Origin of the sequence: Citrobacter youngae (assembly GCF_003818115.1) — a bacterium.
In the GTDB taxonomy this organism is placed as follows: Bacteria; Pseudomonadota; Gammaproteobacteria; order Enterobacterales; family Enterobacteriaceae; genus Citrobacter; species Citrobacter youngae.
This window is the reverse complement of record NZ_RPOI01000005.1, coordinates 83538-109254: the sequence shown is the minus strand read 5'-3', so window position 1 is coordinate 109254 and position 25717 is coordinate 83538. Positions and strand designations below refer to the sequence as shown.

The 25717-nt window shown below is 44.9% G+C and carries 23 protein-coding genes; 12 read left to right on the top strand and 11 right to left on the bottom strand.

All coding sequences use genetic code 11. From position 1 onward, the window contains the following. Window positions 1-19: 19 nt before the first annotated feature. From EHN13_RS04460 to yebS, 4 genes are all read right to left on the bottom strand, one after another. A complete protein-coding gene (locus tag EHN13_RS04460; protein ID WP_101742234.1) occupies window positions 20-256 on the bottom strand; it encodes a YebV family protein in 237 nt (78 codons plus the stop codon). A 100-nt stretch (window positions 257-356) separates the two neighbouring features. Further along, a complete protein-coding gene (gene rsmF / locus EHN13_RS04455; RefSeq protein WP_269149345.1) occupies window positions 357-1778 on the bottom strand; it encodes a 16S rRNA (cytosine(1407)-C(5))-methyltransferase RsmF in 1422 nt (473 codons plus the stop codon). 138 nt (window positions 1779-1916) lie between these two features. After that, window positions 1917-4550: a PqiB family protein gene (locus EHN13_RS04450; RefSeq protein ID WP_167469979.1), complete on the bottom strand. Its 2634-nt coding sequence runs from the start codon at window positions 4548-4550 to the stop codon at window positions 1917-1919. After that, window positions 4519-5802, bottom strand: coding sequence for a membrane integrity lipid transport subunit YebS (gene yebS, locus EHN13_RS04445; protein ID WP_124020961.1), 1284 nt, complete (start codon window positions 5800-5802; stop codon window positions 4519-4521). Before yebS ends, EHN13_RS04450 begins: the two co-directional genes overlap by 32 nt. A 127-nt stretch (window positions 5803-5929) precedes the next feature. Here yebS and EHN13_RS04440 point away from each other — a divergent pair, with 127 nt between their 5' ends. The 4 genes from EHN13_RS04440 (at window position 5930) to htpX (ending at window position 10352) form a co-directional block, all read left to right on the top strand. Beyond that, window positions 5930-6427, top strand: coding sequence for a GAF domain-containing protein (locus EHN13_RS04440; RefSeq protein WP_048211393.1), 498 nt, complete (start codon window positions 5930-5932; stop codon window positions 6425-6427). Between the two features lie 96 nt (window positions 6428-6523). Then, window positions 6524-7210 (top strand): RNA chaperone ProQ, encoded by a 687-nt coding sequence (gene proQ, locus EHN13_RS04435; RefSeq protein WP_003833781.1) that lies wholly within the window; start codon window positions 6524-6526, stop codon window positions 7208-7210. A 19-nt stretch (window positions 7211-7229) separates the two neighbouring features. Then, the gene (gene prc / locus EHN13_RS04430; protein WP_115601881.1) at window positions 7230-9278 is read left to right on the top strand and encodes a carboxy terminal-processing peptidase; all 2049 of its coding nucleotides are present in this window, start codon (window positions 7230-7232) and stop codon (window positions 9276-9278) included. A 192-nt stretch (window positions 9279-9470) separates the two neighbouring features. Then, window positions 9471-10352 (top strand): protease HtpX, encoded by an 882-nt coding sequence (gene htpX, locus EHN13_RS04425; RefSeq protein ID WP_003034964.1) that lies wholly within the window; start codon window positions 9471-9473, stop codon window positions 10350-10352. 98 nt (window positions 10353-10450) lie between these two features. Here htpX and EHN13_RS04420 read toward each other — a convergent pair whose 3' ends face one another. Next, window positions 10451-11500, bottom strand: a complete 1050-nt coding sequence (locus EHN13_RS04420; protein ID WP_101742238.1) for a hypothetical protein — start codon at window positions 11498-11500, stop codon at window positions 10451-10453. A 207-nt stretch (window positions 11501-11707) separates the two neighbouring features. On the opposite strand from EHN13_RS04420, the gene EHN13_RS04415 reads away from it, so the two are divergent. Genes EHN13_RS04415 through EHN13_RS04405 form a run of 3 tightly spaced genes read left to right on the top strand, consistent with a single transcriptional unit; the run spans window position 11708 to window position 14839 of the window. Further along, window positions 11708-12241 (top strand): SycD/LcrH family type III secretion system chaperone, encoded by a 534-nt coding sequence (locus tag EHN13_RS04415; RefSeq protein ID WP_101742239.1) that lies wholly within the window; start codon window positions 11708-11710, stop codon window positions 12239-12241. Further along, window positions 12222-14021 (top strand): type III secretion system translocon subunit SseC family protein, encoded by a 1800-nt coding sequence (gene sctE, locus EHN13_RS04410; protein WP_124020960.1) that lies wholly within the window; start codon window positions 12222-12224, stop codon window positions 14019-14021. The genes EHN13_RS04415 and sctE overlap by 20 nt, the downstream gene beginning before the upstream one ends. A 26-nt stretch (window positions 14022-14047) precedes the next feature. Then, a complete protein-coding gene (locus EHN13_RS04405) occupies window positions 14048-14839 on the top strand; it encodes an IpaC/SipC family type III secretion system effector (RefSeq protein ID WP_124020959.1) in 792 nt (263 codons plus the stop codon). Between the two features lie 77 nt (window positions 14840-14916). Here EHN13_RS04405 and EHN13_RS04400 read toward each other — a convergent pair whose 3' ends face one another. The 6 genes from EHN13_RS04400 to EHN13_RS04375 all read right to left on the bottom strand — a co-directional run bounded on the left by EHN13_RS04400 (window position 14917) and on the right by EHN13_RS04375 (window position 18873). Beyond that, on the bottom strand, window positions 14917-15576 hold the full coding sequence (locus tag EHN13_RS04400) for a type III secretion protein HrpE (protein WP_101742242.1): 660 nt from the start codon (window positions 15574-15576) through the stop codon (window positions 14917-14919). Beyond that, a complete protein-coding gene (locus tag EHN13_RS04395) occupies window positions 15569-16105 on the bottom strand; it encodes a hypothetical protein (RefSeq protein ID WP_124020958.1) in 537 nt (178 codons plus the stop codon). The genes EHN13_RS04400 and EHN13_RS04395 overlap by 8 nt, the downstream gene beginning before the upstream one ends. Window positions 16106-16163: 58 nt before the next feature. Beyond that, complete coding sequence (gene sctJ, locus EHN13_RS04390; RefSeq protein WP_124020957.1) at window positions 16164-16895, bottom strand: type III secretion system inner membrane ring lipoprotein SctJ; 732 nt, start codon at window positions 16893-16895, stop codon at window positions 16164-16166. Then, on the bottom strand, window positions 16892-17203 hold the full coding sequence (sctI, locus tag EHN13_RS04385) for a type III secretion system inner rod subunit SctI (protein ID WP_217438228.1): 312 nt from the start codon (window positions 17201-17203) through the stop codon (window positions 16892-16894). The genes sctJ and sctI overlap by 4 nt, the downstream gene beginning before the upstream one ends. A gap of 78 nt (window positions 17204-17281) precedes the next feature. After that, complete coding sequence (sctF, locus tag EHN13_RS04380; protein ID WP_101743353.1) at window positions 17282-17569, bottom strand: type III secretion system needle filament subunit SctF; 288 nt, start codon at window positions 17567-17569, stop codon at window positions 17282-17284. A 26-nt stretch (window positions 17570-17595) separates the two neighbouring features. Beyond that, window positions 17596-18873, bottom strand: coding sequence for a PrgH/EprH family type III secretion apparatus protein (locus EHN13_RS04375; protein WP_101743352.1), 1278 nt, complete (start codon window positions 18871-18873; stop codon window positions 17596-17598). 173 nt (window positions 18874-19046) lie between these two features. Here EHN13_RS04375 and EHN13_RS04370 point away from each other — a divergent pair, with 173 nt between their 5' ends. From EHN13_RS04370 to EHN13_RS04345, 5 genes are all read left to right on the top strand, one after another. Then, complete coding sequence (locus EHN13_RS04370) at window positions 19047-19487, top strand: hypothetical protein (protein WP_232034693.1); 441 nt, start codon at window positions 19047-19049, stop codon at window positions 19485-19487. Window positions 19488-19501: 14 nt separating this feature from the next. Beyond that, window positions 19502-20284: a helix-turn-helix domain-containing protein gene (locus EHN13_RS04365; protein WP_124020956.1), complete on the top strand. Its 783-nt coding sequence runs from the start codon at window positions 19502-19504 to the stop codon at window positions 20282-20284. A 203-nt stretch (window positions 20285-20487) separates the two neighbouring features. Further along, window positions 20488-22236, top strand: a complete 1749-nt coding sequence (gene sctC, locus EHN13_RS04355) for a type III secretion system outer membrane ring subunit SctC (protein WP_124020954.1) — start codon at window positions 20488-20490, stop codon at window positions 22234-22236. Between the two features lie 3 nt (window positions 22237-22239). Further along, window positions 22240-23367 carry an HrpJ domain-containing protein gene (locus EHN13_RS04350; protein ID WP_124020953.1) on the top strand — a complete coding sequence of 376 codons (1128 nt, stop codon included), beginning with the start codon at window positions 22240-22242 and terminating at the stop codon, window positions 23365-23367. A 317-nt stretch (window positions 23368-23684) separates the two neighbouring features. Next, window positions 23685-25715 (top strand): EscV/YscV/HrcV family type III secretion system export apparatus protein, encoded by a 2031-nt coding sequence (locus tag EHN13_RS04345; RefSeq protein WP_124020952.1) that lies wholly within the window; start codon window positions 23685-23687, stop codon window positions 25713-25715. The last annotated feature ends 2 nt before the right edge of the window (window positions 25716-25717 follow it).

Below are 25717 nucleotides of genomic sequence, written 5' to 3'. Positions count from 1 at the left end.
GCGACGGGTTCTTTTTGAATCAGGCAAAGCGCATGACCCAGGCATCTGACTTACGATCGTAGTGCTCGCGGAATAGAACGGAATGTTCTCCATTGAGAAGGGCCGGGACGCTGGTGTCGGCATCCCAGGCGTCCAGTTGCATACATAAATCCGGATCGGATTTACAAGGAATGGTTAACGTTCGGTCCCCCGGCGATTCGCCATGTAACTCGGCGTCGTCGATTTCAAAAGCGCCAATGCGCACACTGGTTTTCATCATCGTGCTCTCCGTTGATTTGCGGGTTGTGGTACGACCAGTTAAGCCGCCCATTTTTCAGCGTAGTCAACGTGGGCAAAAGCGCCAGTAAAAACGTGCGTTATCCTGTAAAGAGTTTTCCATCCCGGACAAGATCGCGTGGATAACTGTTCTTTAACCGTGATCCAATACGTTTTGCCAGTCCAATCGGCTGACGCTGGAACGTGACCAGTACATCGTCGGTTGTTGGTGAGGTTTGTGGGTAGACATCTCTGCCACGATACCACTCTTCCGCTTCTTCAAGCGTCAGTTCAAACGCATTGTGATGTTCCGGGTTAGCAAGGGCGATAACTGCCTCATGCTGCCAGCGGTAACCCTTATTGTGGGTTTCAGCGAGTTTAATCCCGAGGCGGGAAAAACGGACTTTACCAATCAGCGGTTCAATGTCTGTCGGGAATAACCAAATTTCTTTATCACGCTGCCAAAGGCGCAGATTGTCTTGCCATTGCAATCCACAGGCGGTAGCAGCCTGGGTGATTTGTGCGGCTTCCCGGCTTTTCAGCGGGCTGAAGGGGAAATTTCCCACCTTATATTTCGGCGCAGGCAGTGCAGGGATAGGGGCTGTTTTTCGCAAACGCGCGACAAAGAATCCTTCACAGTCATAAATTTGTGGGAACACGTGCAGGAATCCCTCAGGTGTCAGGGCGCGTCCGGCCTCCGGAAATAAATCACCCAGAGGAAGAAACTCGACGGCGTCCGGGTAAGTCTCAATCAACCACTGCATGACGTTTTCATTTTCGTCACGGTTAAGCGTACAGGTCGAGTAAACCAACGTGCCGCCGGGGCGCAGAGCGTGAAAGGCGCTGTCGAGCAGTTCGCGCTGAGTTGCGGCTATTTCCAGATTACTTTCTGGCGACCAGTTTTTTAGCGCATCGGGGTCTTTACGCATCACGCCTTCGCCGGAACATGGGGCGTCCAGCAAAATGGCATCGAAGGATTCAGGCAACGCTGCGCCAAATACCCGGCCGTCAAAATGGGTGAGCGCGACATTGGCTATCCCGCAACGGCTGATATTGGCATGCAGAACTTTGACGCGACTGGCGGAAAACTCATTCGCCAGAATCGCGCCCTGATTATTCATTTTTGCGGCAATTTGCGTGGTTTTAGAACCGGGGGCAGCCGCAACATCCATGACACGTTGCGGGGTATTACCTTCGGCAAACAACGCGGCGACTGGCAGCATTGAGCTGGCTTCCTGAATATAAAACAGACCGCTTAAATGCTCAGCAGTACTGCCGAGCGGTACAGACTCTTCATCGTTGCGCTCAATCCAAAAGCCTTCAGCACACCAGGGAACCGGAGTGAGTGACCAGCCATAAGGCGCGGTTAAGTCGAGAAAATCAGCAACGGAGATTTTCAGCGTATTGATGCGGATACTGCGGCGTAATGGACGCTGGCAGGCTGCGAGAAAATCTTCAAAAGAGAGCGTGGAAGGCATTGCTTCACGCATTTGTGTCAGAAAGGCGTCAGGAAAATAAGCCACTTGGTACCACCGGCAAAAAAACAGGTGCGCAGTGTAGCATATACCCTCAATAATTCGAGTTGCAGGACAACTACGCGCCTACTTGAAGTATGACGAGGCTAACCGCTCCGGCGCGAGTACGCCGGAGCAGGGAAAAGATTAGCGTGGCAGGGCGGTTCCCCACTGACGCCATTCTTTCGGCTCACTCTCCAGTAGCAGGAAGTGTTTACCCGCCTGCGCTTTCGGCGCCAGTGGCGTACCTGGTGGGGTGGCAAACGCGATACCACCGCGAATGAACTGATTGAAGGTACCGGTCTTCACGACGCCGCCAGTGAGGCCGAAATCGAGATTGTAGCCGGATGCCAGCCAGAACACGGAGTTATTGCGCACCAGGTGCTGGTAGCGCTGACTGATGCGCATGGCTACCATCACGCGATCGGACAGTGAACCCAGCGTCAGACCCGTGACGGTCCCCACTTCAATACCTCTGAACAGAACCGGAGTACCGATATTGAGTGATCCTGCTTCTGGCGCTTCTACCACAATACTCAGACCATCAAGGTAGCGTGAATCAGTAATCGTCGCTTCCTGCAGTTCAAAATCACGGCGCGGGTTACCGCGCCCTGGTTCCACGTTAATGTATGGCTGTAAGATAGTATCCAGATGCTCTACACCTGCCGCCGAAATTTGCGGGGTAATTACCGAGAATCGTGTACCGCTTCGCGCGAAGGTCTGTACGTATTCCGGGTACAACACCGCTTTGGCTTGCACTTCGTTACGGCTGGTGAGCAGTTCAAGGGTCTGGATCTGACCAATATCAATCCCCAGGTAGCGAATTGGCATCCCTGCGGCGAGTTTCCCGGCGTCGAATGCGTGCAGAGTAATCTGTCCACCTACCGCACGTGCAGCGGTCTCTGACGCGTACAAAATACGCTTGTCGCCTTTGCGCTGGCTGGCGCTGGCACCGCTCAGGTTATCGAAGCTAATCGCCCCTTTTAGCGCCCGCGACAGGGGAGATGCCTGTACGGTCAGGCCGCTGCCGTTAAGCTGAACTTTTGCGCCACCTTCAGCCCAGAACACGCTGTTGCTGGTTAACAGATTGCGGTATTCCGGTTTGATATGCAGATCGATATCAAACGCGTCGGCACGAGGGCGTACGCTAATGACTTCACCGACGTCGAATTTACGGTATAGCACCACTGACCCGGCCTGCACATCCGGTAGTGTCTCGGCGCTCAGGCTGACGGTGGTGGTGGGCAGATCGCTCAGGCTGTTCTCAATTGCTTTTTCGAGGTTTGCATACAGTGGATAGCTTTTTTTCATTTCACCTTTGGTACCAGGCAAAATGCGAATACCGCCGCTTATCCATTCGCTGGCGCTGGCGCCAAGGAACTCAACGCCATCAATGCCCACTTTGACATCCACACGACTATTAACCACGAATTTGCTGTCACCTTGCACCAGTGCACGATGCTGCGGCTCGATAGCCACGATAAATGAAACGCCATCGCTTGATAGCTTACGCTCGATAACCTGACCGACCTGCACGCCATGAAGGATCAGCGGCTGGCCAGCATCGATGCCGTAACTTTCCGGGGCGGTCAGCGTAAGTGTCATAACGCCGGGATCATGAAGCAGGGACTGTTCACCGGGGATCACCACAAACTGGCTACGTGGCTCGCCTTCGCCGGGCACCAGTTCAAACGTTTTCCCTGTTAACAGCGAGCTCAGGCTCATATCGTTTAATGATAATTTGGGGCTTTGTAACTCAATGCGCGTGCCGTCGCGCAGCAGCGTTACAACGCTGGGGTCGACGGTCATTTCACCAGTGACTTTACCGCCTGGATTCAAATCCAGCCTGGTCAGTTGACCGACTTCCAGGCCCTGATACATCAGCGGGGTTGATCCAGCCTTCAGGCCATCGCCGCTGGTTAGTTCCAGTTTGACGATCACGCCACGTTGGCTGTGGGCGAGATCCTGATATAACCCAAACGTGTCGTCGGCGGCAGCAGGTTGTGAATCTTCTGGGGAGTCAAAGGCTATGGCGCCATTGACCAGCGCGGCCAGACTTTCCAGTTTTACCTTTGCGCCGCTCAGGCTGACATCCGCATTCACGCCGGACACATTCCAGAAACGACTGCCTTTTTTCACCAGATTGGTAAAGCGGCGCTCAATCAGTACATCGATGGTTACACCCTGATGATTGGGGTTGATGGTGTAGTCATAGACCCGGCCTACCGGGATCTTGCGGAAATAAACCAACGAACCGCTGTTGAGAGAACCGAGGTCGGATGCTTGCAGGTGCAACATCAAATCGCCATTATTCAGCCGATATTTTGGCTGCGTGTCGAGCGCGACGAAATGATCTTCCGGCTCGCCGGTGCCCGGCATCATCCCGATATAGTTCCCACCAACCAGTGCATCGAGACCAGAAACGCCCGCCAGTGATGCCTTCGGCGTGACCAGCCAGAATTGTGTGTCTTTGCGCAGGGCATCTTTCATGGTGGACTTAATGCTGACTCGAACTTCAATTTTGCGCAGATCTTTACTCAGGCTGATATCCTGCACCGTGCCAACTTCGACACCCTGATAGCGCACGGGCGTGCGTCCTGGGACAATACCGTCCGCGGACATAAAGTCGATGGTCACGGTATTGCCACGATCTTCATAGCTGCCCCAGATGAGCCATCCTGCAATCATCAGCGCGATGAACGGCAGCAGCCAGAACGGAGAGATACGGCGTTTTGTTTTAATCTGCGCTTCAATCTGCGAAGCGGGCGTTTCCTGACTCATGTGCATCCCAAAGTAAGCGGCTGTCCAGCCATTCCACTGCAAGAATAGTCAATATTACCGCTGCACCGAAATAAAACGCAGCCGGTCCCATAGTAAAAGCAAGTATCTGATCGCGATTTATCAGCGACATGGTTAAGGCGATAACAAACAAGTCCAGCATCGACCAGCGACCAATCCAGGTCACCATACGGAGTAGCAGGATGCGGGTGCGCAACCCTTGTTCACATTTAAACTGGATACTGAACAACAACGTAAACATCACAATCACTTTGGTGAAGGGCACCAGGATACTGGCGATAAAAACAATGGCTGCTACACCAACGTTGCTGTTCGCCAGGGACATGATGCCTGTCAGGATAGTGTCTTCCTGGCGGGCACCGTTAACATAAATTACCGAGATGGGCAGCAGATTAGCAGGCAGCAACAGGACAATCGAGGCCAGCAGAGCTGCCCAGCACTTTTGGATGCTCTGATTTCTGCGCCAGCGTAATGGAATATGGCAACGGGGACAGCGGCCTCGGGCATCAGGATAACCTGTAAAGTGACAACCGAGGCAAACACGAAGCTGTCCGTCGGGGCGGCGTGCGGGCCTTTGTGGATAAAAGCGTTCCCATAATTGCTCAACATTGAGGTGCAACAGCGTCAAAATGCTCAGGATCACCAGCGCAATAAAAGCATAGAGTCCCACTCCAGGCAGCAGAAAAGCGTAGTCCTGCACTTTGATCGAGGCGACGCCGATACCGACAAGATAGATATCAAGCATGACCCACTCTTTAAGCCTTTCCAGCATCAATAATACTGGGCGCAGGTTCATACCGAGAATATTGCCAAACCATAAATAAGCGATTGATGAAACGAGTATTACGGGAGCGCCAATGACGCAAAACATCACGAAGGATGCCGTCAGCGGATCGCCTTGCCGGGTCATCTGCCAGATGCCCTGTACCACATTCGCGTCAATGCGTATGCCTAATAGATAGATGTGCAGCAGCGGCTCTCCCCACGCAAAGGGCATCAGTAACAGCATGGTGAAAGCCATTGCTGCCAGTCGCGTTAACGACCAGTCACGGCCGTCACGAATTTTGGCCTCACAGCGTGGGCAGAATGCACTTTGGTGCGAACGCATTTTCGGCAAGCTAAACAGCAGGTCACATTCAGGGCATCGTTGGTAATGCGCACGGGGTAGCGCTTCACCAATGGATCTGATCGCTATTTTTTTAGTCGGCGTGATGCGTGGATGAGTAAGGGCCATGTATCGCGAATTAAGTGTTGAAGTAATGTTATCTTAACCCATGATGGGAATGATCTTGAGCATTTACGCATTTAATGTTTATTTTAGTAGGCTGCAGTTTTAAGTAAGACAACTAAGTGATTACATAATGAACAAAATAGAGCTATACACGGATCTGAACCGTGATTTTCAGGCATTAATGGCAGGTGAAACCAGTTTTCTGGCAACGTTGGCGAATACCAGCGCGTTATTGTACGAACGTCTTGCAGAAGTGAACTGGGCAGGTTTTTACCTGCTTGAGAACACTACGCTGGTGCTCGGTCCCTTCCAGGGGAAAATCGCCTGCGTACGCATCCCGGTAGGGCGCGGCGTGTGCGGTACTGCGGTGGCGCAGAACCAGGTTCAGCGTATAGAGGACGTGCATGCCTTTGATGGCCATATCGCTTGCGATGCCGCCAGCAATGCGGAAATCGTTCTGCCGATTACGGTTGAGAATCAAATTATCGGCGTGCTGGACATTGATAGCACAGCGTTTGGTCGCTTTACAGAAGAAGATGAACAGGGTCTGCGGACGCTTGTGGCACAGCTTGAAACCGTGCTTGCAACGACGGATTACAAAAAATTCTTTGCGACCGTCGCAGGATAATCAACGGATAACGTAGCAATTACTGATGACGTCATTATAATGACGCCTGTTCATGCCTGCGCTTGTTGGCTACGTCCGTTGTAATCAGGAAATTTCATGGAAAATCAACCTAAGTTGAATAGCAGTAAAGAAGTCATCGCGTTTCTGGCCGAACGCTTCCCGCAGTGTTTTAGTGCGGAAGGCGAAGCGCGCCCACTGAAAATTGGCATTTTTCAGGATCTGGTAGAGCGTGTTGAGGGCGAAATGAACCTCAGCAAGACACAGCTCCGCTCTGCCTTACGTCTCTATACTTCAAGCTGGCGCTATCTGTATGGCGTTAAATTGGGCGCAACGCGTGTCGATCTTGACGGCAACCCTTGTGGTGAGCTGGATGAGCAGCACGTTGAACATGCACGCAAACAGCTGGAAGAAGCTAAAGCCCGCGTTCAGGCGCAACGTGCAGAGCAACAGGCGAAAAAACGCGAAGCGGCCGCTGCTGCCGGTGAAAAAGAAGACGCACCGCGTCGCGAGCGCAAGCCGCGTCCTGCTCCGCGTCGTAAGGAAGGCGCAGAGCGTAAACCTCGCGCTGAAAAACCAGCAGCAAAAGCACCGCGTGCTCCTCGTGAAGAACAGCATACTCCGGTATCTGATATTTCAGTGCTGACGGTAGGGCAGTCTCTGAAGGTGAAAGCAGGTAATAATGCGATGGATGCCACCGTATTAGAAATCACCAAAGATGGCGTCCGTGTACAGCTGAATTCGGGTATGTCTTTGATTGTACGCGCAGAACACCTGGTGTTCTGAAACGGAGGCCAGGCCTGGCATGAACACTTTTTTTAGGCTTACTGCGTTAGCTGGTCTGCTTGCATTTGCAGGCCAGGCACTTGCTGTGGAAGACATCACGCGTGCCGATCAAATCCCCGTTTTAAAGGAAGAAACCCAGCATGCGACGGTAAGCGAACGTGTGACATCGCGTTTTACGCGTTCACACTATCGCCAGTTCGATCTGGATCAGGCGTTTTCGGCGAAAATTTTTGACCGCTATTTGAATCTGCTCGACTACAGCCACAACGTGCTGTTGGCGAGCGATATCGAACAGTTTGCAAAAAAGAAAACCGTCCTCGGTGATGAACTGCGTAGCGGTAAGCTGGATGTCTTTTACGATCTCTATAATCTGGCGCAAAAGCGCCGGTTTGAACGTTATCAGTACGCATTAGGCGTACTGGCACGTCCAATGGATTTCACCGGTAACGACAACTTTAACCTCGACCGGAGTAAAGCTCCGTGGCCGAAAAGCGAAGCAGAGCTAAATGCGCTGTGGGACGGCAAGGTTAAATTTGACGAACTCAGCCTGAAGCTGACCGGTAAAACCGACGCTGAAATTCGCGAAACGCTGACGCGCCGCTACAAGTTTGCGATTCGCCGTCTGGCGCAGACCAATAGCGAAGATGTGTTTTCTCTGGCGATGACGGCTTTTGCCCGTGAAATCGACCCGCATACTAACTATCTTTCTCCACGCAATACCGAACAGTTCAATACGGAAATGAGCTTGTCTCTTGAAGGTATTGGCGCAGTGCTGCAAATGGATGATGACTACACCGTCATTAACTCCATGGTTGCGGGCGGCCCGGCAGCCAAGAGCAAAGCGATAAGTGTTGGCGACCGTATTGTCGGCGTAGGCCAGACCGGAAAAGGTATGGTCGACGTGATTGGCTGGCGTCTGGATGATGTTGTCGCGCTGATCAAAGGACCAAAAGGCAGTAAAGTTCGCCTCGAAATCCTGCCTGCCGGTAAGGGAACCAAGACGCGCATCGTCACGTTAACGCGTGAACGCATTCGTCTCGAAGACCGCGCTGTTAAAATGTCGGTGAAAACCGTTGGTAAAGAAAAAGTCGGCGTACTGGATATTCCTGGTTTCTATGTTGGCCTGACGGATGACGTCAAAGTTCAGCTGCAGAAACTGGAAAAACAGAATGTCAGCAGCGTGATTATCGACCTGCGTACCAATGGTGGTGGCGCACTGACCGAAGCGGTCTCGCTTTCCGGTCTGTTTATCCCTTCTGGTCCGGTGGTTCAGGTTCGTGATAACAACGGCAAGGTGCGCGAAGACAGCGATACTGATGGCGTTGTTTACTACAAAGGTCCGCTGGTGGTACTGGTTGACCGCTTCAGTGCTTCGGCATCAGAGATTTTCGCTGCGGCAATGCAGGATTACGGCCGTGCACTGATTGTCGGTGAACCGACGTTTGGTAAGGGGACCGTACAGCAGTATCGTTCTCTGAACCGTATTTACGATCAGATGCTGCGTCCGGAATGGCCGGCGCTGGGTTCTGTTCAGTACACGATCCAGAAATTCTACCGCGTAAACGGTGGCAGCACGCAGCGTAAGGGCGTTACGCCGGATATCATCATGCCGACAGGTAATGAAGAAACTGAAACTGGCGAGAAGTTTGAAGATAACGCACTGCCGTGGGACAGCATTGATGCTGCGACCTACACTAAGTCAGATAATCTGACGCCGTTCGGACCTGAATTGCTGAAAGAGCACAATGCACGTATTGCGAACGATCCTGAGTTCCAGTACATCATGAAGGACATTGCGCGTTTCAATGCGATGAAGGATAAGCGCAACATCGCTTCTCTGAATTACGCTCAGCGTGAAAAAGAGAATAACGAAGATGACGCAATGCGTCTGGCGCGTATCAACGATCGGTTTAAACGTGAAGGCAAACCACCATTGAAGAAACTGGACGATCTGCCGAAGGATTACCAGGAGCCGGATCCGTACCTGGATGAAACGGTAAAAATCGCGCTCGACCTGGCGCATCTTGAGAAAGAGAAGCCAGCGGAACAGCCCGCAACCAGTCAATAACCTCGAACAGGCACAAGAAATTGTGCCTGTTTTTTTAACAAGTGCATGAAGACGTCAGTCTGATACGATAAAATGTAAAGTTGTGTCTTTCTGGTGACTTAGCACCTATGGATGCTTGAAAATAGCCGTAAGACCCATACGATATGGGTAATCGCATAGTGCGTTTTGTTAAATTGAGGTTAAAAGAAAATTATGATGCGAATCGCGCTCTTCCTGCTGACGAACCTGGCTGTGATGGTCGTTTTCGGGCTGGTATTGAGCCTGACAGGGATCCAGTCAAGCAGCGTTCAAGGCTTGTTGATCATGGCACTGCTGTTTGGTTTTGGTGGTTCCTTCATTTCGCTGCTGATGTCCAAATGGATGGCGTTAAAGTCCGTTGGCGGGGAAGTTATTGAGCAGCCGCGTAATGAAAGAGAACGCTGGCTGATGAATACAGTCGCGAATCAGGCCCGCCAGGCCGGGATCGCTATGCCGCAGGTTGCAATCTACCACGCGCCAGATATTAACGCGTTTGCGACCGGTGCCCGCCGGGATGCCTCGCTGGTGGCTGTAAGTACTGGCCTGTTGCAAAATATGAGCCCGGATGAAGCCGAAGCCGTTATCGCGCATGAGATCAGCCACATTGCTAATGGCGATATGGTGACCATGACGTTAATTCAGGGTGTGGTGAACACCTTTGTTATCTTTATCTCGCGTATTCTGGCGCAGATTGCCGCTGGGTTTATGGGCGGTAACCGCGATGAAGGAGAGGGTAGCAACGGTAACCCGTTAATCTACTTTGCGGTAGCGACGGTACTGGAGCTGGTATTTGGTATTCTGGCGAGCATTATTACGATGTGGTTCTCTCGTCATCGTGAATTCCATGCGGATGCCGGTTCTGCAAAACTGGTAGGGCGTGAAAAAATGATCGCCGCGCTGCAGCGCCTGAAAACCAGCTATGAGCCGCAGGAAGCGACCAGTATGATGGCGTTCTGCATCAACGGTAAATCCAAATCGTTGAGTGAGCTGTTTATGACTCACCCCCCGTTGGACAAACGTATTGAAGCGCTGCGCAGTGGGGAATACCTGAAGTAAGTTACCTGTATTGATAAAAGGGTCACATCGTGACCCTTTATTTATTAGCCCCAAACTACCGCCGATAGTGGGAGTATGGTCATATCCCGAGGAAAATGCTATGCAGGTGGATTAATTTCAGGGAAGGTGGTTTTAACGTATGTAATAAATTTTTCATATGTGGAATTAATAGCCACTCTAACTGAATTATCGCGGCCCTCCCCCTTAAAACTGCCCGTCTCAGTATGACAGGATTTTACAAAATCATTTGCAACTATAATAGCCTGTCCGAAAAAAGTAGAAGTAAAATCCTTATCAAACAAAATATTCTTATTTAAGTTTGTAGTGAAAGCCTTATATAAGGATAATGTCAGCTCGCGGTCACTTACTGGTAACTCCTGAAGCCGTTGATTCATATATTCATTAAAAGCAGGTTGCTCAAGCCTGGCGATGCTAGCGTCACTGATATGCACTGATCGAGAGGACGACAGAAATCTTTTGATAATTTGGCCTGCTGCATTACCTTGCTCACTAATTGCCATATTAATGTCAGATGTACTATATTCGGTGTTCAATATGTTAGCTAAAGAGGTCCTGATAGTATCAACATCAAGATTTGTAGTCTGTCTGACCGGTGACTCATTCAATTTAGTATATTTATTAAGCATTGCATTGAAAACAGGATTTATTGTATCAGCATCGACCATTTCTGCACAGGTTTCTACGCTGTTAATAACTGCTTTACCATTTTCGACCTGAGCAACAAAATTGGTTTTAAATTCCTTTATTTTGTCTTTTAGAACATTATAAGCCTCTAAATTTTTCCCGCTAAGGGAATCAGTTTTGTATCGATTTTCAAAGGTTATTATGGCTCTATTCATATTTGAGGCTGTGTTTACCTCAAATTTTACACGATTTTCATTTAGAGTCATGATACCTCTATTATTGAACGAATGTATCGGAATATCTACACGATTAGCATTACTACGCGCCAAATCTGCTGTTGTTTTTTGAAGGGTTTTGCTAATGCTAATATTTTTAGGGACATTAGCGATAGCTGATAAACATGCGGACAGTAAATTATGGTTCTTAACTTCTCTTTGCCTGTTAAAATCACTTTTATAATGGCTATAAACATTGTGTGAGTATGTTTTAACTGCACTTGGCATATACATCTCCATATGATTTTGTTAATCATCAAGTTTCACGTGTATGATGGTATCACTGTTGACGGATTTCTTTCAAAAAGTGCCTCAATTTTTATTTGGCAACCTGAGTGCTAATCTTCTAAATTTTTATTTATTTATTTCAACAATAAATGCGGTGATAATTATAGGAAAACAATTATCTATTATTTGTATGGATCTGAATTTATTATGGACAATGAAAATGATGTGTTGATGGAGGATCTTCTCAGCAAGATCTCTGAAGAAAATCGCGAACAGTTTATTGAAGATTTATTTGAGTCTGGCGCTACCCGCAAACAACTGTATGGCATTCCAGATAGCCTGATGAACGGTTTCTACGCCTGTGCATACGAGTATTACCAAAAAGGAGAAATTGATAAAGCGGAGCACTTTTTTAAATTTTTAATGATGTATGACTTCTATAATCCTGATTACGCATTTGGCCTGGCCGCCGTTTATCAGCTAAAGCAGGACTACAAACATGCACTGGATATCTATGCAATTGCCTATGCGCTTGATGATGACAATCTGCGCGCCATTTTTGAAGCAGGGCAATGCTATATGCACTTGCATAACTATTCGAAAGCACGCGATTCATTTGAAGAGGTCGTGGCTCACGAAAAGGATCCTGAGCTGGTCAAGCGTGCCGAAGTGTATCTTAAAGCGCTAACAAAGATTAACGACAGTGATGAGGATCATAACCATGTACGGAATAACAAATAAGCCTGTCACGCTGGTTACCCAGCAGGTAACCAGTGAAGGTGATGTCGAAAGAGCAACTACCGCGAAAAAGGACATTAGTTCTACAAGCAGCAGCGATGGAAATGCGGCGCAGAAAATAGTCCAGGAAAAATTGGTTACGCGCGCAGAGAAATCGGTTATGACCAGTGAATCATGGAAACCAACGTTGCGTTCCCCTGAAAGTGTGACGCTGCGATCATCCCTGCAAGCTGAATCGCAGTCAGGTGAGACCAATAGTGCGATGACTGGAGGGAGCGCACAATCATCGACCTATTCCCTCGCCGTTGTTTTGGCCACGTTAGCGGTAAAACTGGGTGATTCAGCTGTGGTAGGGCAGCTGTTTCGCGCTACGGCGACACAGTTGATGGGAAAAGGATCCTCCGCAGCACTTAATCAGGCTTCACAAGATGTTGAGAATGCACAGCAGGCAGTTACACAGGCAAACTCAGATTACACTGAGGCCGCCAGGGAGAAAGAAAAGGCTGACAGTAAGTTGACTGCAGCTGAAAAGGCGCTGGAAAGTGCCGATCAGACCCTGAAGTCTGCAAATAGCGAGCTTGCTGACGCGAAAGAAGATGCTGAGAGGATTTATCAGGTGGCGGTCAAGGGCTTTACCATTGATCCCAATGAATTGAGCGAGGCCCAGGACCGCGTGAAGAAAGCGCAACAGGCTGTGGATAAGGCTTCGGAGGGGTACCAAACGGCGCTGAATACCAGAGACAATGCGCGAGAGGCGGTAAAATCTGCCACCGCAAATATGGAGCAAAAGCAGCAAGTGCTGGTGGCGGCAAATCAGACGTCAGCTGCGGCGGAGGATCGCTTAAACACCCTGACGGCTAAAATTCAGAACATGAACAACACCAGTAAAGTTAACAACGCCAGTGATACCGGCGGGATTAATTCAGTTGACCTTATGATGGCACAGTTAGTGACTATTTTAGGTAAATGTAACGAAGAATCCTTAAAGACGAATATGGAGCTGGCAAAAAGTCAGCAGTCAGCCAAACAGGCTGAACTGGCAAAGGAAACTGAGAAATCAGATAAAATCGCGGAAAAACAAAAAAGGATGCATAAGATTTTTGGTGCTATCAGTAAAATAATTATGTGTGTGACGATGATAGCCGGTGCCATTTCAGCACTATTTACCGGTGGTGTTATGGCAATTTTGTTTGTTGCCAGCACGGCCCTCATGATATCGGATCAAATTACGAAAGCAGCAACGGGTGAGTCCTTTATGGCGAAAGCGATGAATGCCGTTGTGAGCGAATTTGCTAAAATGTTTGAAGCTATGGGAGCGGATGAGCTTGTTGCCTCTATTCTTGCATCAATAACGATGTTATTAACAACAATTGTCGCTATGGTAGTGCTGGGGGGCGGGGCAAAATTCTTGGGTAATAAATTCGCAAGCAATATGACAAACTCGGTGTTGCGAGGCTTGTCAAATCACGGAGAATCAGGTGCTGGACGCATTGTAAAAATAGTGTCAAAACATACATTCAGAACTTCGCTAGCAGCCAGCGGCATTAATAATGGCGCTTATTCAATTACCAGCGGTGTTTATGAACAACAACGCGATGATATTTCAGCAAAGCTGATCGAAATTATGAAAGATAATGACTTTGTCAAAAAATTTATGGATATGGTCGTGGAAAACTACAGCAATACAATGAAAACCATGAATGCGATTATCAAAAATGAAACGGAAGCAACGGGTATGTCTATGCAGGCGGGTAAGCAAATTCTGGCACATACCCGTGCGTAATTATCATAGAAACGGAGATAAATAGCATGGTTGGATCGATTAATTCAGTAGTAACGGGCAATGTATATCTTAATGCGGGTGATGATGCGGATATTGTTCTGAAGGAAACTACGCAGAACGTTAAAGATACGCAGGTCTACCAGACGTTAGTGAAATTGGTTAGCGATGGCTACAAAGGTGTGGGCGGGACTAAAGAAGACAAAGCCGCAGTACGTAATGAGGCTCAGCAACTTCTTAGTCAGTTACATAGTGGTTTAGGCAGCAGCGATACCAGCACAGGTAATGTGATAACAGTTTCAATGCCAAAAGCCAGTTCGCTTCTGACGCTGTTGATTGCCATGATAGAATCAGAAAATGAATCTTCAATTGCGGGTTATAAGATGTCTGGTGAGCTCGGTGTCATCAGTCAGGATTTCACCAATGCTGCGGCAGATGAATTACGCGAGCAGGGGATATTGGCTTTGTCATCGGGTATTACTAGCGGTACTACCCAGATGGTTGCTTCGGGAGTGGGGTGTGGGACGGGTTTCTTAAAAAATCAGGTGCACGCTTCTGCTGTTAGCCAAGGGGCTATGGGATTGGGACGAGGTCTTTCTGAGGCAGAACAAGGCTCGTTTGGTATGGAGACGAAAAATTCTGAAGCCGAGCAGACATCCCTGCAGGCAAGTAGTAAAATGATGGATCAAACTATGGAGATGAGCAAAGAAACAGCTCAAAAAGCGGCGCAAGTGATGAGTAGTCTTCTTTCTCTGATGGCTGATGTACGCCACTCGTCAGCAGATCTGGTTTCTACAGTCAGTAGCAATCTGAAAGCCTGATTGCTAACCGAAATATAAAAAAGGCCCGATATGTTTCGGGCCGTTATACGTGCTTAAAAATCAGAGAGCTAAATCGATTATTCCAAAACAGACTCTACTGCCTGCTGACGATATTCTTCAAGGCGTTCAGAAATATTCAGCGTAGCAAAAGACGCGGCAATAGCTAATTTAGCCAGCTGGGATGGCTGGCGCTGAAAATTACAGCACCATATTTCCTGTCCATATTCTACCCGTAACTCTTCAGCTTGACATGTTCGAAGTTCAACATCAATTCCGGACTGCTTAAAATGGTCACTGATGGATTTGGCTGAGCGAATGGCATAAGCAGGGAATGAAACGATAGCTTTGTAGTCCGTAATAGCATCACGTGATAGATAATGAGCTAAAAGTGCGAGTATATTTTCTATACCGGCCTCACTGGCAAATAATTGCTGCAACTGTTTCTCCAGTTGCAGTTGCGAACGTTGCAACAACTGTGATGTTGCAGATTCAACATTGCTGACGTAATCGACTACAGTTTGTGATGCCTTCTGTATTCCCTGAGTATAACCTTCTATCCAGGCAAGAGAACGCAATTCATCAGCCTCGTTTCTTGCATCACGGAGAATATGTTGAGCATGCTTTCTGGCAAGCAGCTCAAGTCTGGATGCACTGGTCGCTGAATTCAGCCATTTCGCTTTGATAAGTGGGGTATCTGGCAAATGATACTGCTTCGGAAGTGAGATTTGTCTAAGCATATTCTAAGGCCTGCAAAAAAAGAAAGTATTCTTCAGAATAGATTTGGTCATCTCTGATATCAGGCTCTTGACATTCATCAGAGAAAAATAAGGCCAGTAGAGGGACAAGAGGAGAGGGAAATCGATTGTGCATTGCTTTTATCAACAATGTGCATGCATACTGTTCAAGCATAGCGAGATCAGGTTGGCGATATTCCTCGTTTATGGGTAAAGATGAAAACCAGGGAATATAAAGGAAAGCGCGCTGTTTGGCCGTTAAAAGCGTGAGGGCGGCGGGAAACCGTACGAACATAGGAGCCAGTTGCCGTGATGCGGCCATCATCGCTGCACTATAGATTTTGTCCCAGCGAGAAATAAAAAACATATTTTGTTCAGAGAGTTGTAATAGGTCAATATCAATAGTGTTATGTGGCAACAGAAGTCTGTTTACAATAGTACGTGGCACATTGCGCAATTTAGCTACTCTGGTAATATTTGCCCAGTCAGCCGGCATTAGCACAATTTTGCTAAGCATAATTATCTCATTCATAGCTTATCCAATAATTAGCGACGAAAAGAAATCGTCGCTAATGAAATATTGTGATTGATTACTCTGTCTCTTTCTTATAAATAAAACGTTGAGATATACGGGGCCAGAACACACCTAGCAAAATCAGAAATAATAGTAGAACTGAACATGCAATGATAACGGTGTATCCCCATAGCGGATGTGAAGGTCTGATACTCACTAACTTAAGCGGCGCGGATTGGCGGAACATAACCACAGATATATTTTCATAGTGCATATCCTGCAATCCGTTCTTTATAAATAGACGTATCTTATCTGAATATGCTGCCTCATCAATTGTTCCCTGATAGGTTATCAATACTGATGCCACCATTGAAGATGAATCATTATTTTCAGGGCTAATACCAGGATAACTCAAGTGCACTCGGGCGTTGGTAATATGCTCCAGTTCTTGCAGTGACTGACCCAGTCTCTGTTCAATAGCTGAGATCAGTCGTGCTTTTTCACCAAGGGGGGTCGACACCATAGCATCCGCAGGAAATTGTTGCGATATTTCAATATCCTCAGCAGATGGAAGGTTATAAGCAGTCAGTAATACCGTCGCTGAAGCCAGGCTTTCTGAGGAAACCTGAATGGAATATTTTCCTTTGCCACCGTCAACCTTGAACGCATCGATATTATTCGACTCCAGAAGTGTAATTATTTCGTTAGCTTGCCTTTCAGATAATTGGTCAGCTAATTTTTCATTACATCCGCAAAGTAGAAACATAAGTAGCATCAGCGCAGTCTTTATATTCAATGATTTCATCATGTTTTTATTAATGTTTCGATTGCGGAAACACCCTTACGAGCCAGCGTACTATATAAACTGGTATCTATAGTATAAGCGCTCAGCTTGTTTTGCCATATTACGAGTTGCTCAGGGTCGGAAGTGACAGCTGGGTTATTCAATGCGGCGGTAATTTTGTCTTTTTCAACCTGGGTACCTGCTGCCAGTCTGGAGACTTCTTCAGCTAATCGTGTATCCAGATCAACCAAATCACCCGTGACTAAAGAGGGTTGTGATTCTGAAAAAGTGGGTGTCTGTAATGACTGCAATGATATCTGATTAATAGACATGCTCACGTTAGTACTCCCTGTCCTTAGGATAAATCGATAGCGGCAAAAGCAGTGGACCTACCTTGCCGCACATCATTTTTACTTAAAGTTAGCAATAATGCCCTGGTCAATATCACGGAATGATTTAACAACGTTCGATTGCGCATTTTTATAAAGAGTATACTCAGATAATGCAGATTGGTATGCCGCCAGATTAGCGGGGTTACTTGGATCCTTTTGTAAAACCGTTAATGCATCATCCAGCGATTGTCTGAGGTCTTGTGTACCTTGCTCAAATCCTAAAGCCATATTGCTAATATATCCCGAACCAAACTCCAGGTCGGTTACAGTACTTGCATCATGCGATTTATTATCAAATGTGACCATTCTAATTGCCTCTTATTCCATTTAATTTAATAGGGATAAAGCCAGTGGTAATCAGAGATGATGGCATAACTGTCATCACCGTTCCGATAGGTCAATGGCCGTAACCCCGGTTCGTCCAGTCCAAAATCAAACTGAACATATTCACCGCCAAACCTTTGTCTAAAACTGTCTATCGAATTCTGGATAACAGAATACTGTTCTCTATCGATAACACCATGAATAATAAAACTCGCTCTTAAAGGTGTAATGTCTGTTGTAAACTGAAATCCTAATTCATTGAGTTTATGCTTAGCAGATGCAATGATTTCTTGATCGGCAAATGAACCAATGACTGTATTTTTTATCCACGGATAATCTTTAACAATCAACGTGTTAAAGGGTTTGTTGCACGTATCTTTAGTACAACGTTCTGTACTAAATATTATTGCTAAAGTTGAAGAATCAGCGAGTTCAATTTTATGGAATGGGATCTTCAGTTCGTGGAGCATTGCCGAAAGATCAAGGCGAGCCGATTCAAGAGATACAATGTGAATTTTTTCTGTATTAACATTACTTTTATTGAGTTCCTGCCAGCCCCAGCCGGCGTCGGTATCGTTCCTCACAATGACATAAATACTGCCATCCTTAAGTTTAACGATATCAGGATCAACAGGAGACAATAAAGACAGTACGGAAGCACTGTTATCCACCTTAGCGTAATAACCGATGAAAGAAGTGGCGGCGACAGAAAGGATAACGGTGCTGAGAAAAATCAGCCAAAAAAGTTGGCGACGAAAGTATGATCTATCGGTTGATACTTTAGCAAATGAAGGATCGGTAATGCTTTCATCCTGATTCAGAGAAGAAAGCGGCTCTCTGGAATAGTTTACAACGGCCTGATTCCAGTATTCACCCTTGATTTTTAAGGCAATAGTTATCAGGCCAATCTTAACTGGGCTGTTCAGGTTTAAAGCTCGAACTGAAGTCTCTCCGTCATTTTCCGAAGAAAGGGGGTCTTCTCCGGCGAGGGACAGTACCTGGCAAGATACAGCCACTGTTTCACTTTCAGCAGAGGTTATAAACGACAACAGAAAGCAGGTGCTCTGGTCTGTAGGGGCTGGGACGACAACAGTGTTGACGCTGCTAAAAATAGACTGCTGTTCACTTTGTTCCGCAGTTAATAACTGTTCCTGTGACATGAAGCGGACATGCACGTTTTCGCTGTGAGGTAATGGAATGTCTACTCCATACATCGAGCCAGAAAGCACCTTCATGACATAGTGGGGCAGGCAATCCATACCTGCACGCTGCGAATTCTCTTCCATAAAAATCCCGTACAAAAACAAGGTTACTATGCACCTAAGTAGTCTAGGGGATATAAAAAATGAAAAGAATAAATATTTATTTATTCAACAAAAAAGAAAATAGAAAAAATAAATAAAAATTTATGTAATATTCTTATGAAAGACACTAGCCTATGTCAAAGCTAAGGTTCCTGATGATTAAAGGGGCATTCAATAGCAAAACGGCAGAGGCGTTTTCTCCCAAGGAAGGGAACTTAAATATGAATAAACATTATATGTATAAGGGGCCTTTATCATTTATTGCTGTAATGATTTTATCAACTGTGCTGTTCGGCTGCACAGTTAAAAAACCGTTAGAAAGAGACATCGCATTGGTGCCTGATGGACATATTACGCATTCTACGCGTTTATTCAGGCAACAGCTTGTATACTGTGCAACGCAGTATCTTGCCGAGACTCAACATCCAGATGCTGAAATTCAATGGAATCTTCAGTCAAAAACCTTAACGATCAATAGCGCTGACCAAAATCTGGAACATTTCTTAAAAATCTGTGTAACGGACACCGTGGCAATGATGGCTGATGTTAACGATAGTGGAAGTATGACAATTTCTGCCAACCAGAGTTTTGAATAAAACGGATGTAGGCCATGAATGTTAAAGGAATTAAATGGTATCCAGGGAATAAAATTAGCCGCAGACAGTTATCTGAAAAATTTTTGCTATGCGTTTCACTAAACACTGAAAATAAATTGAATCAATGCCCAGGGAATGTGCGGTGTGAAAACCATATCTGGACGATTGGCGAACAGGGAAGATTTTCACAGCATTTAATCTACGGCCGCCAGATCAGAGATTATCACCAGCAGTCACGGATTTTAACGGGTACTGTAAATGTAGGGTATTTTTCTGAATTGCTTGCATTTCTTGATGCTGCGTATCAGGTTTATTCTGACATAAATACGTACTGGAATTCTAATACTCAACATAAGCATAATGGCAATATATGCTTAAGATATTCAGAACTAGAACAATTATTTATTATTAGATATATTCAAAGAATTGAAGATTTTGACTTTGCTTCATTATGTGAATTTATACGACAGCAAGAGTCTTATATGATCGCAAACTATCTTATAGGAAATTATATCAATAATGATATTAGCAATGTTACTAACTTGAGTGAACGTTACGGTTTGTCATACTCGAATTTCAGAAAAAAAACACAACTATATTTCGGTGATACAGTAAAAACCAGAATGCAGGCATGGCGATTGACAAAAACAATGCTGGATATTGTAGAGACAAAAGAAAGCCTTACTCATATAGCAATGAGCAATGGATTTAGCTCACAGTCTCATTTGAACCAGGTTATCTTATCCTCTTTCGGTATGACACCGTCCTCATTGAGGAAGATAAATGAAAAATTATAGTATCTGCCATTCTGAACAGTATGTGTTGTTCCAGCTAACCGACGAATATTTTATTGATAAGTATGCCGTTCTCTCAATGTTAGTGATGAAATTGAATCAATTTTTTGCGTGTGGAATTAGTATTAATGACGGCTGGGTTTGTTTGTTTCCACTTGAATGCTCGAATATGGAATTTCTCACGTCTTTCATGGATGGATATATCAATGTTTTTCAGGACTGAAGCCGCAATAAAAAATTTAAGTACACTCATTGTATTGGGTGTACTAAGCTATAGTGGAGCGGTTTCTGCTGTTGAGGATAATTTGACAAGTAATGGCATTCGCCAATCGATCCCCAGTAACGATGTCACTTTAACGGCACCAATTAATAGTTTTACTGCCAATAATAAGAGTGTTGATTTTGTTTTTAAAGCGATATCATCACAAACTAATAAACCATTCATTGTAAGTTCACGCGCAAAAAAATATTCGGTGACAGGCCGTTTCGATCTTAACAGACCAATGGAAATGGTCGAGCGCATTACGCATGACTTAGGGTTAATTTGGTACTTTGATGGTTCAATATATTATATATATGAAGCCTCAGAAGCTAAAACTGCAATCATTCATTTTCCAGCCAGAAGCTATAGAGATCTGGAGGATTTCTTGCACAGCAATGGTATGTATAATTCTCGATATCCACTTAAAATGAATATGCCATCCAATACACTTTATATCTCAGGGCCACCAAAATATATTGAAATCGTAGTTGGTATAGCTGGTTTTATGGGAGAGGGATATTCATCATCTAACAGCGAATTAGTCATTGATAAAGTAAAACTGCGGCATGTGTTCGTGGATGATCGTACTTATAGCTATCGCGGGCAAACGAAAACGATGCAAGGCATTGCCACCACAATCAACAACTTGTTTTCTGATAATGGAGTTCAAGGAAAAAGTAATGTTGCAGTCAAAAAGCAAATTAAGCCAGAGTCTACAGCTGAAACAGAGATTCTCGAAGAATCTGAATTTGGCGTGCGTGCAGAATTTAACGATAATAGCAGATTTTCTGGCAGTGAAATTAAAGTATTGCCATTTTCAGGTCGTAACAGTTTGCTTATTAAAGGCACGCAAGATCAAGTTAACATGATAAAAGATCTTATTGCACGCCTTGATGTTCCTCGTAAACAAGTCGAGTTTTCACTTTGGATTATTGATATTAATAAGGATGATTTAGAACAAATAGGCGTAAATTGGCAAGGGCAATATAAAGTCGGTTCGAGCATCCAGACATTTTTTAATGCCACAAGTATCTTAACAAGCTCGCAAAGTGATATGTTTTTGGCAACCGTTAATGCGTTAAGTCAGAGGAATAAGGCGAATATTGTATCACGCCCCATCATCCTGGCTCAGGATAATATTCCGGCTATCTTTGATAATTCGCGTAGTTTTTATGTCAAATTGATGGGGGAAAGAGAAGTTTCGCTCCAGACAGTAACCTATGGTACTTCCATCAACGTTATTCCAATGATTTCAGATGATAATAAACTCGTTGAGATGAATATTGACATTACAGATGGAAATACTGTGGAAGATGATCAAGGTGATACTGCAACGGTAGATCAGTTACCGGTTGTGGGAAATACTGCTATCAGCACCATGGCTCGGGTGACTGCCGGTCAGAATCTTTTAATTGGTGGCTATACACGCGATCAGTTGTCTGATGGTGTTACTAAAATCCCATTGCTTGGCGATATTCAATTTATCGGTAATTTATTTAAAACAAAGACAAACAATTCCTCGAAGGCGGTAAGACTCTTTTTGATTCAGCCCAGGATACTAGAAGATGATTTTAGCCACAAAGATGCGCTTGATGGTTACATTAATGATGGATGGGATGCCATTAAAAATTATCAGAATAAGACGCAAAAAATTAATCAAGATGCTTTTATAACACCAACTCATCAGGGGTAGAATATGGCATTAGAATCTTTGCCAATGGCCAGTGTCCGAAGTGCGGGAGGGATTGGCGATTTAAGCAACGTCCTTGTTAAGATGCAGGATGATGCTGAAGTGAAGGTGGAGAAAGGTTCTTTTTCAGTTGCGATGACTATGGCCGATGATATGTCAGCGTTATTGAGTTCTTTTCTGCAGAATAATCGTGCGGCGAAGGCAAAACCTTCATCACCAGAAAGTATTGCTGAAGAGTGTGAAGCCTCAATAAAGGAGAAAACGCCAAACTGTGTGATGAAAATCAATGATTTTGCCAAAGGCGGAGCAATGACGGCAAAACAATTATTAAATTATCTGCATCAGTTACTCGCCGACCCGACAGAAATTGCTTTACTTCTTCACACGTTTATCTTGATGAAAAAGAAGAAAAAAGAAAATGATGAGTTGCCTGATATTTCTTTGGATATTCTGGAGTCTGCTCTTGAAAATCTAATGAAGGGACCTGACAGGAAAAAGATAAAAGCAGGCATTAACAGTGCAAATACAGCAAGAAAATTTAGTTTGCAACTAAAACAAAACGAACAGTCATTGCGTAAAGCTTATGAGGGGTTTCTTACGCAGGACCTTGATCCACTAGAAATATACCAGATGTCGATTGAGAAATTTGGCATTGAAAATCGCTACGCTGTGCTGGATTACTATTCCCAGGCACTGCATTGTGATATTAATAGTTACGACCCTTCATGCAGCGCACTTGAATTTGGCACTTTGCTTGAAGCAAATTTTAGAATGAATATACTTCGTTCTGCCGATAAGATGTTTATGTCGAAGATGAATGAAGGTGAGTATATTCCATCAACAAATGAAAGAGATTTCAGATTGCTTGATTTCTTCTTTCATATTGTTTTGCAACCTGATGAAACTAAGAATTTAACGCTTGAACTGATTAACAACTGTATGAAATATTATGCAGGTAGCGATAAAACCAACTTTGTCCAACAAGTTTATTCTGCTATTAAGCCACTTCCATTCGGGATCTTTGCAGATGATCTGGCCGATGCTGAAAAAATGAAAATGAGTGTTGAGAATACTCTTGCAATGATTATCGACGGGTTTTCTCGTTTTACTCATATCAGAAGGACATATGGTTAATAGCGGACTGGAAGATGAGGTATGCAATTTGCTAGCCGGAGAAGAAATCTCTGTTACATTCAAGGGAAGTTTATTCCGCTGCTGTCGATATGGAGTATGGTACTTTGTAATGGTGGAAATGCCCATAGGTGTGATCGATCTTTCTGCATGGATATATAATAACAGTGAAATGCTTAGTCACAATGAGCAAGTTCTATCGCATCACGATAAAGTCTATTATTGTGTATTGCAGAAAAAAATAGATATAGCTCTTATATACGAGAGATTTATAAAGTATATAGAGTGTAATTAACATTATAGCGTAGTCTGAGATACATATGTGGCAAAAAATAGCGCAGAGACCAGAATTATTTTTGGTTGTGTTGATGATATTAATATTAGCCATGTTGATTATACCACTACCAACATGGCTTATTGATATACTATTAGCTTTTAATATTACATTTTCTATTTTAATTTTTATTGGCACATTTTATATACAGAAAGTGTTGGAATTTTCTGCATTGCCTTCACTTTTGCTCATTACAACGCTCTTTCGTCTTGCGTTATCTATCAGTACCAGCCGTATGATACTGGTGCAAGCTGATGCAGGACACATTATTACAACATTTGGTAACTTCGTTATTGCTGGGGATATTATTGTTGGTTTTATCATTTTTTCAATTGTTACACTTTTTCAATTTATTGTTATAACAAAAGGTTCAGAGCGTGTCGCAGAAGTTAGTGCACGTTTTTCTCTGGACGCCATGCCCGGTAAACAGATGAGTATTGATGCCGACCTGCGAGCGGGAAATATTGATGCTGATGATGCCCAACGGCGACGCTCCATGCTGGAAAAGGAGAGCCAACTGTATGGTGCATTAGATGGCACAATGAAATTTATCAAGGGTGATGCAATTGCCAGCATTGTGATTATCTTTGTCAATTTCATTGGTGGCGTATCTATTGGCATGGGGCGTCATGGTATGTCCTTTAGTGGGGCTACCGATGTCTATACGATTTTAACAATTGGTGATGCCTTGGTCGCTCAGATTCCGGCTTTGCTTATTTCCATTGGTACCGGCTTTGTGGTAACAAGGGTTAGTGAGGATGGAAAAAATCTGGGTAACAATATCATTGATCAGATTTTCCAGCGTGATTTTGTTTTGATTGTTACGGTAATTGTAGCCATTTTAATTGGTTGCCTTCCGGGATTTCCATTGATAATTTTTATGTTTATAGCTGGTATTATTCTTGCGGTTTATATTAATCGTATGATGAAAGCTAAAAAGCAGGCAACGTCTTCGGGGAGTATAAAAACGAATTCAGGGGGAAGTTTTGGTAGTGAAGGAAATACTCTTTTACCCACAGCAAGTATTATACCTGAAACTGTACCGTTGATGGTAATGCTTCCAGAGCAAGATTTTAACAATCTGGATCTTGAACATTTTGGCATGCGTTTTTCACAGGATTTTTACCTTAACTATGGCATTGAACTCCCGAAAGTCAGTGTGGTAATGAGCCCAAACGTACAGTTGAACCATGTTGTTGTCCTGATCAATGAAGTTACTGCAGGTGTATTTCCAATTAACTTTGGGCATTTCAAACTTTTGAATCTTGACGGTATTATTGATTTACCCGGCATTGATGTAATCACCACTGAATATGGAAATGAAAAAGAATACTGGGTCGCCGAACAGAGCCAGGAGTTATGTTCATCTTTGGGATTTACGTTGCGTTCGGCAGAAGATGAAATGATGCTTTCTTTTCAGTTGCTGGTGACCGCACAGATCCCTGAGCTGTTTGGTATCCAGGAAACCAAAAATATTATGGATAAATTTGAACGCCAGTATCCTGAGTTATTAAAGGAAACTTACAGGCATTGTACTGTCCAGCGAGTATCTGAAGTCTTACAGCGTTTGTTAAGTGAACGTATTTCAGTAAGAAATATGAAAGCAGTGCTGGAAGCGTTGGCGATGTGGGGCGGGAAAGAGAGAGATACGATCCAGTTGGTAGAGCATGTGCGCAGTGCGTTAGCTCGCTATATTTCAGATAAGTTTTCTACTGAAAATGTATTGTCAGTTATGGTGTTATCACCTGAGATTGAAAATAAAATCCGTAAGGGAATTAAAACATCTGCTTCTGGATCATTTATTAATATGGAACCGGCAGATAATGAGTTTGTTATTGACAGGTTTGAGCATCATTTATTGAACCTTTCACGAAAGGATGTTGTATTTCTAACTGCAGTTGATATCAGACGCTATACTAAACGTTTGATAATGTCGCAATTTACTGATCTGGATGTCATTTCATTTGGCGAAATATCAGAAAGTGTTAAAGTTAACGTAATCAAAATGGTGGATTAATT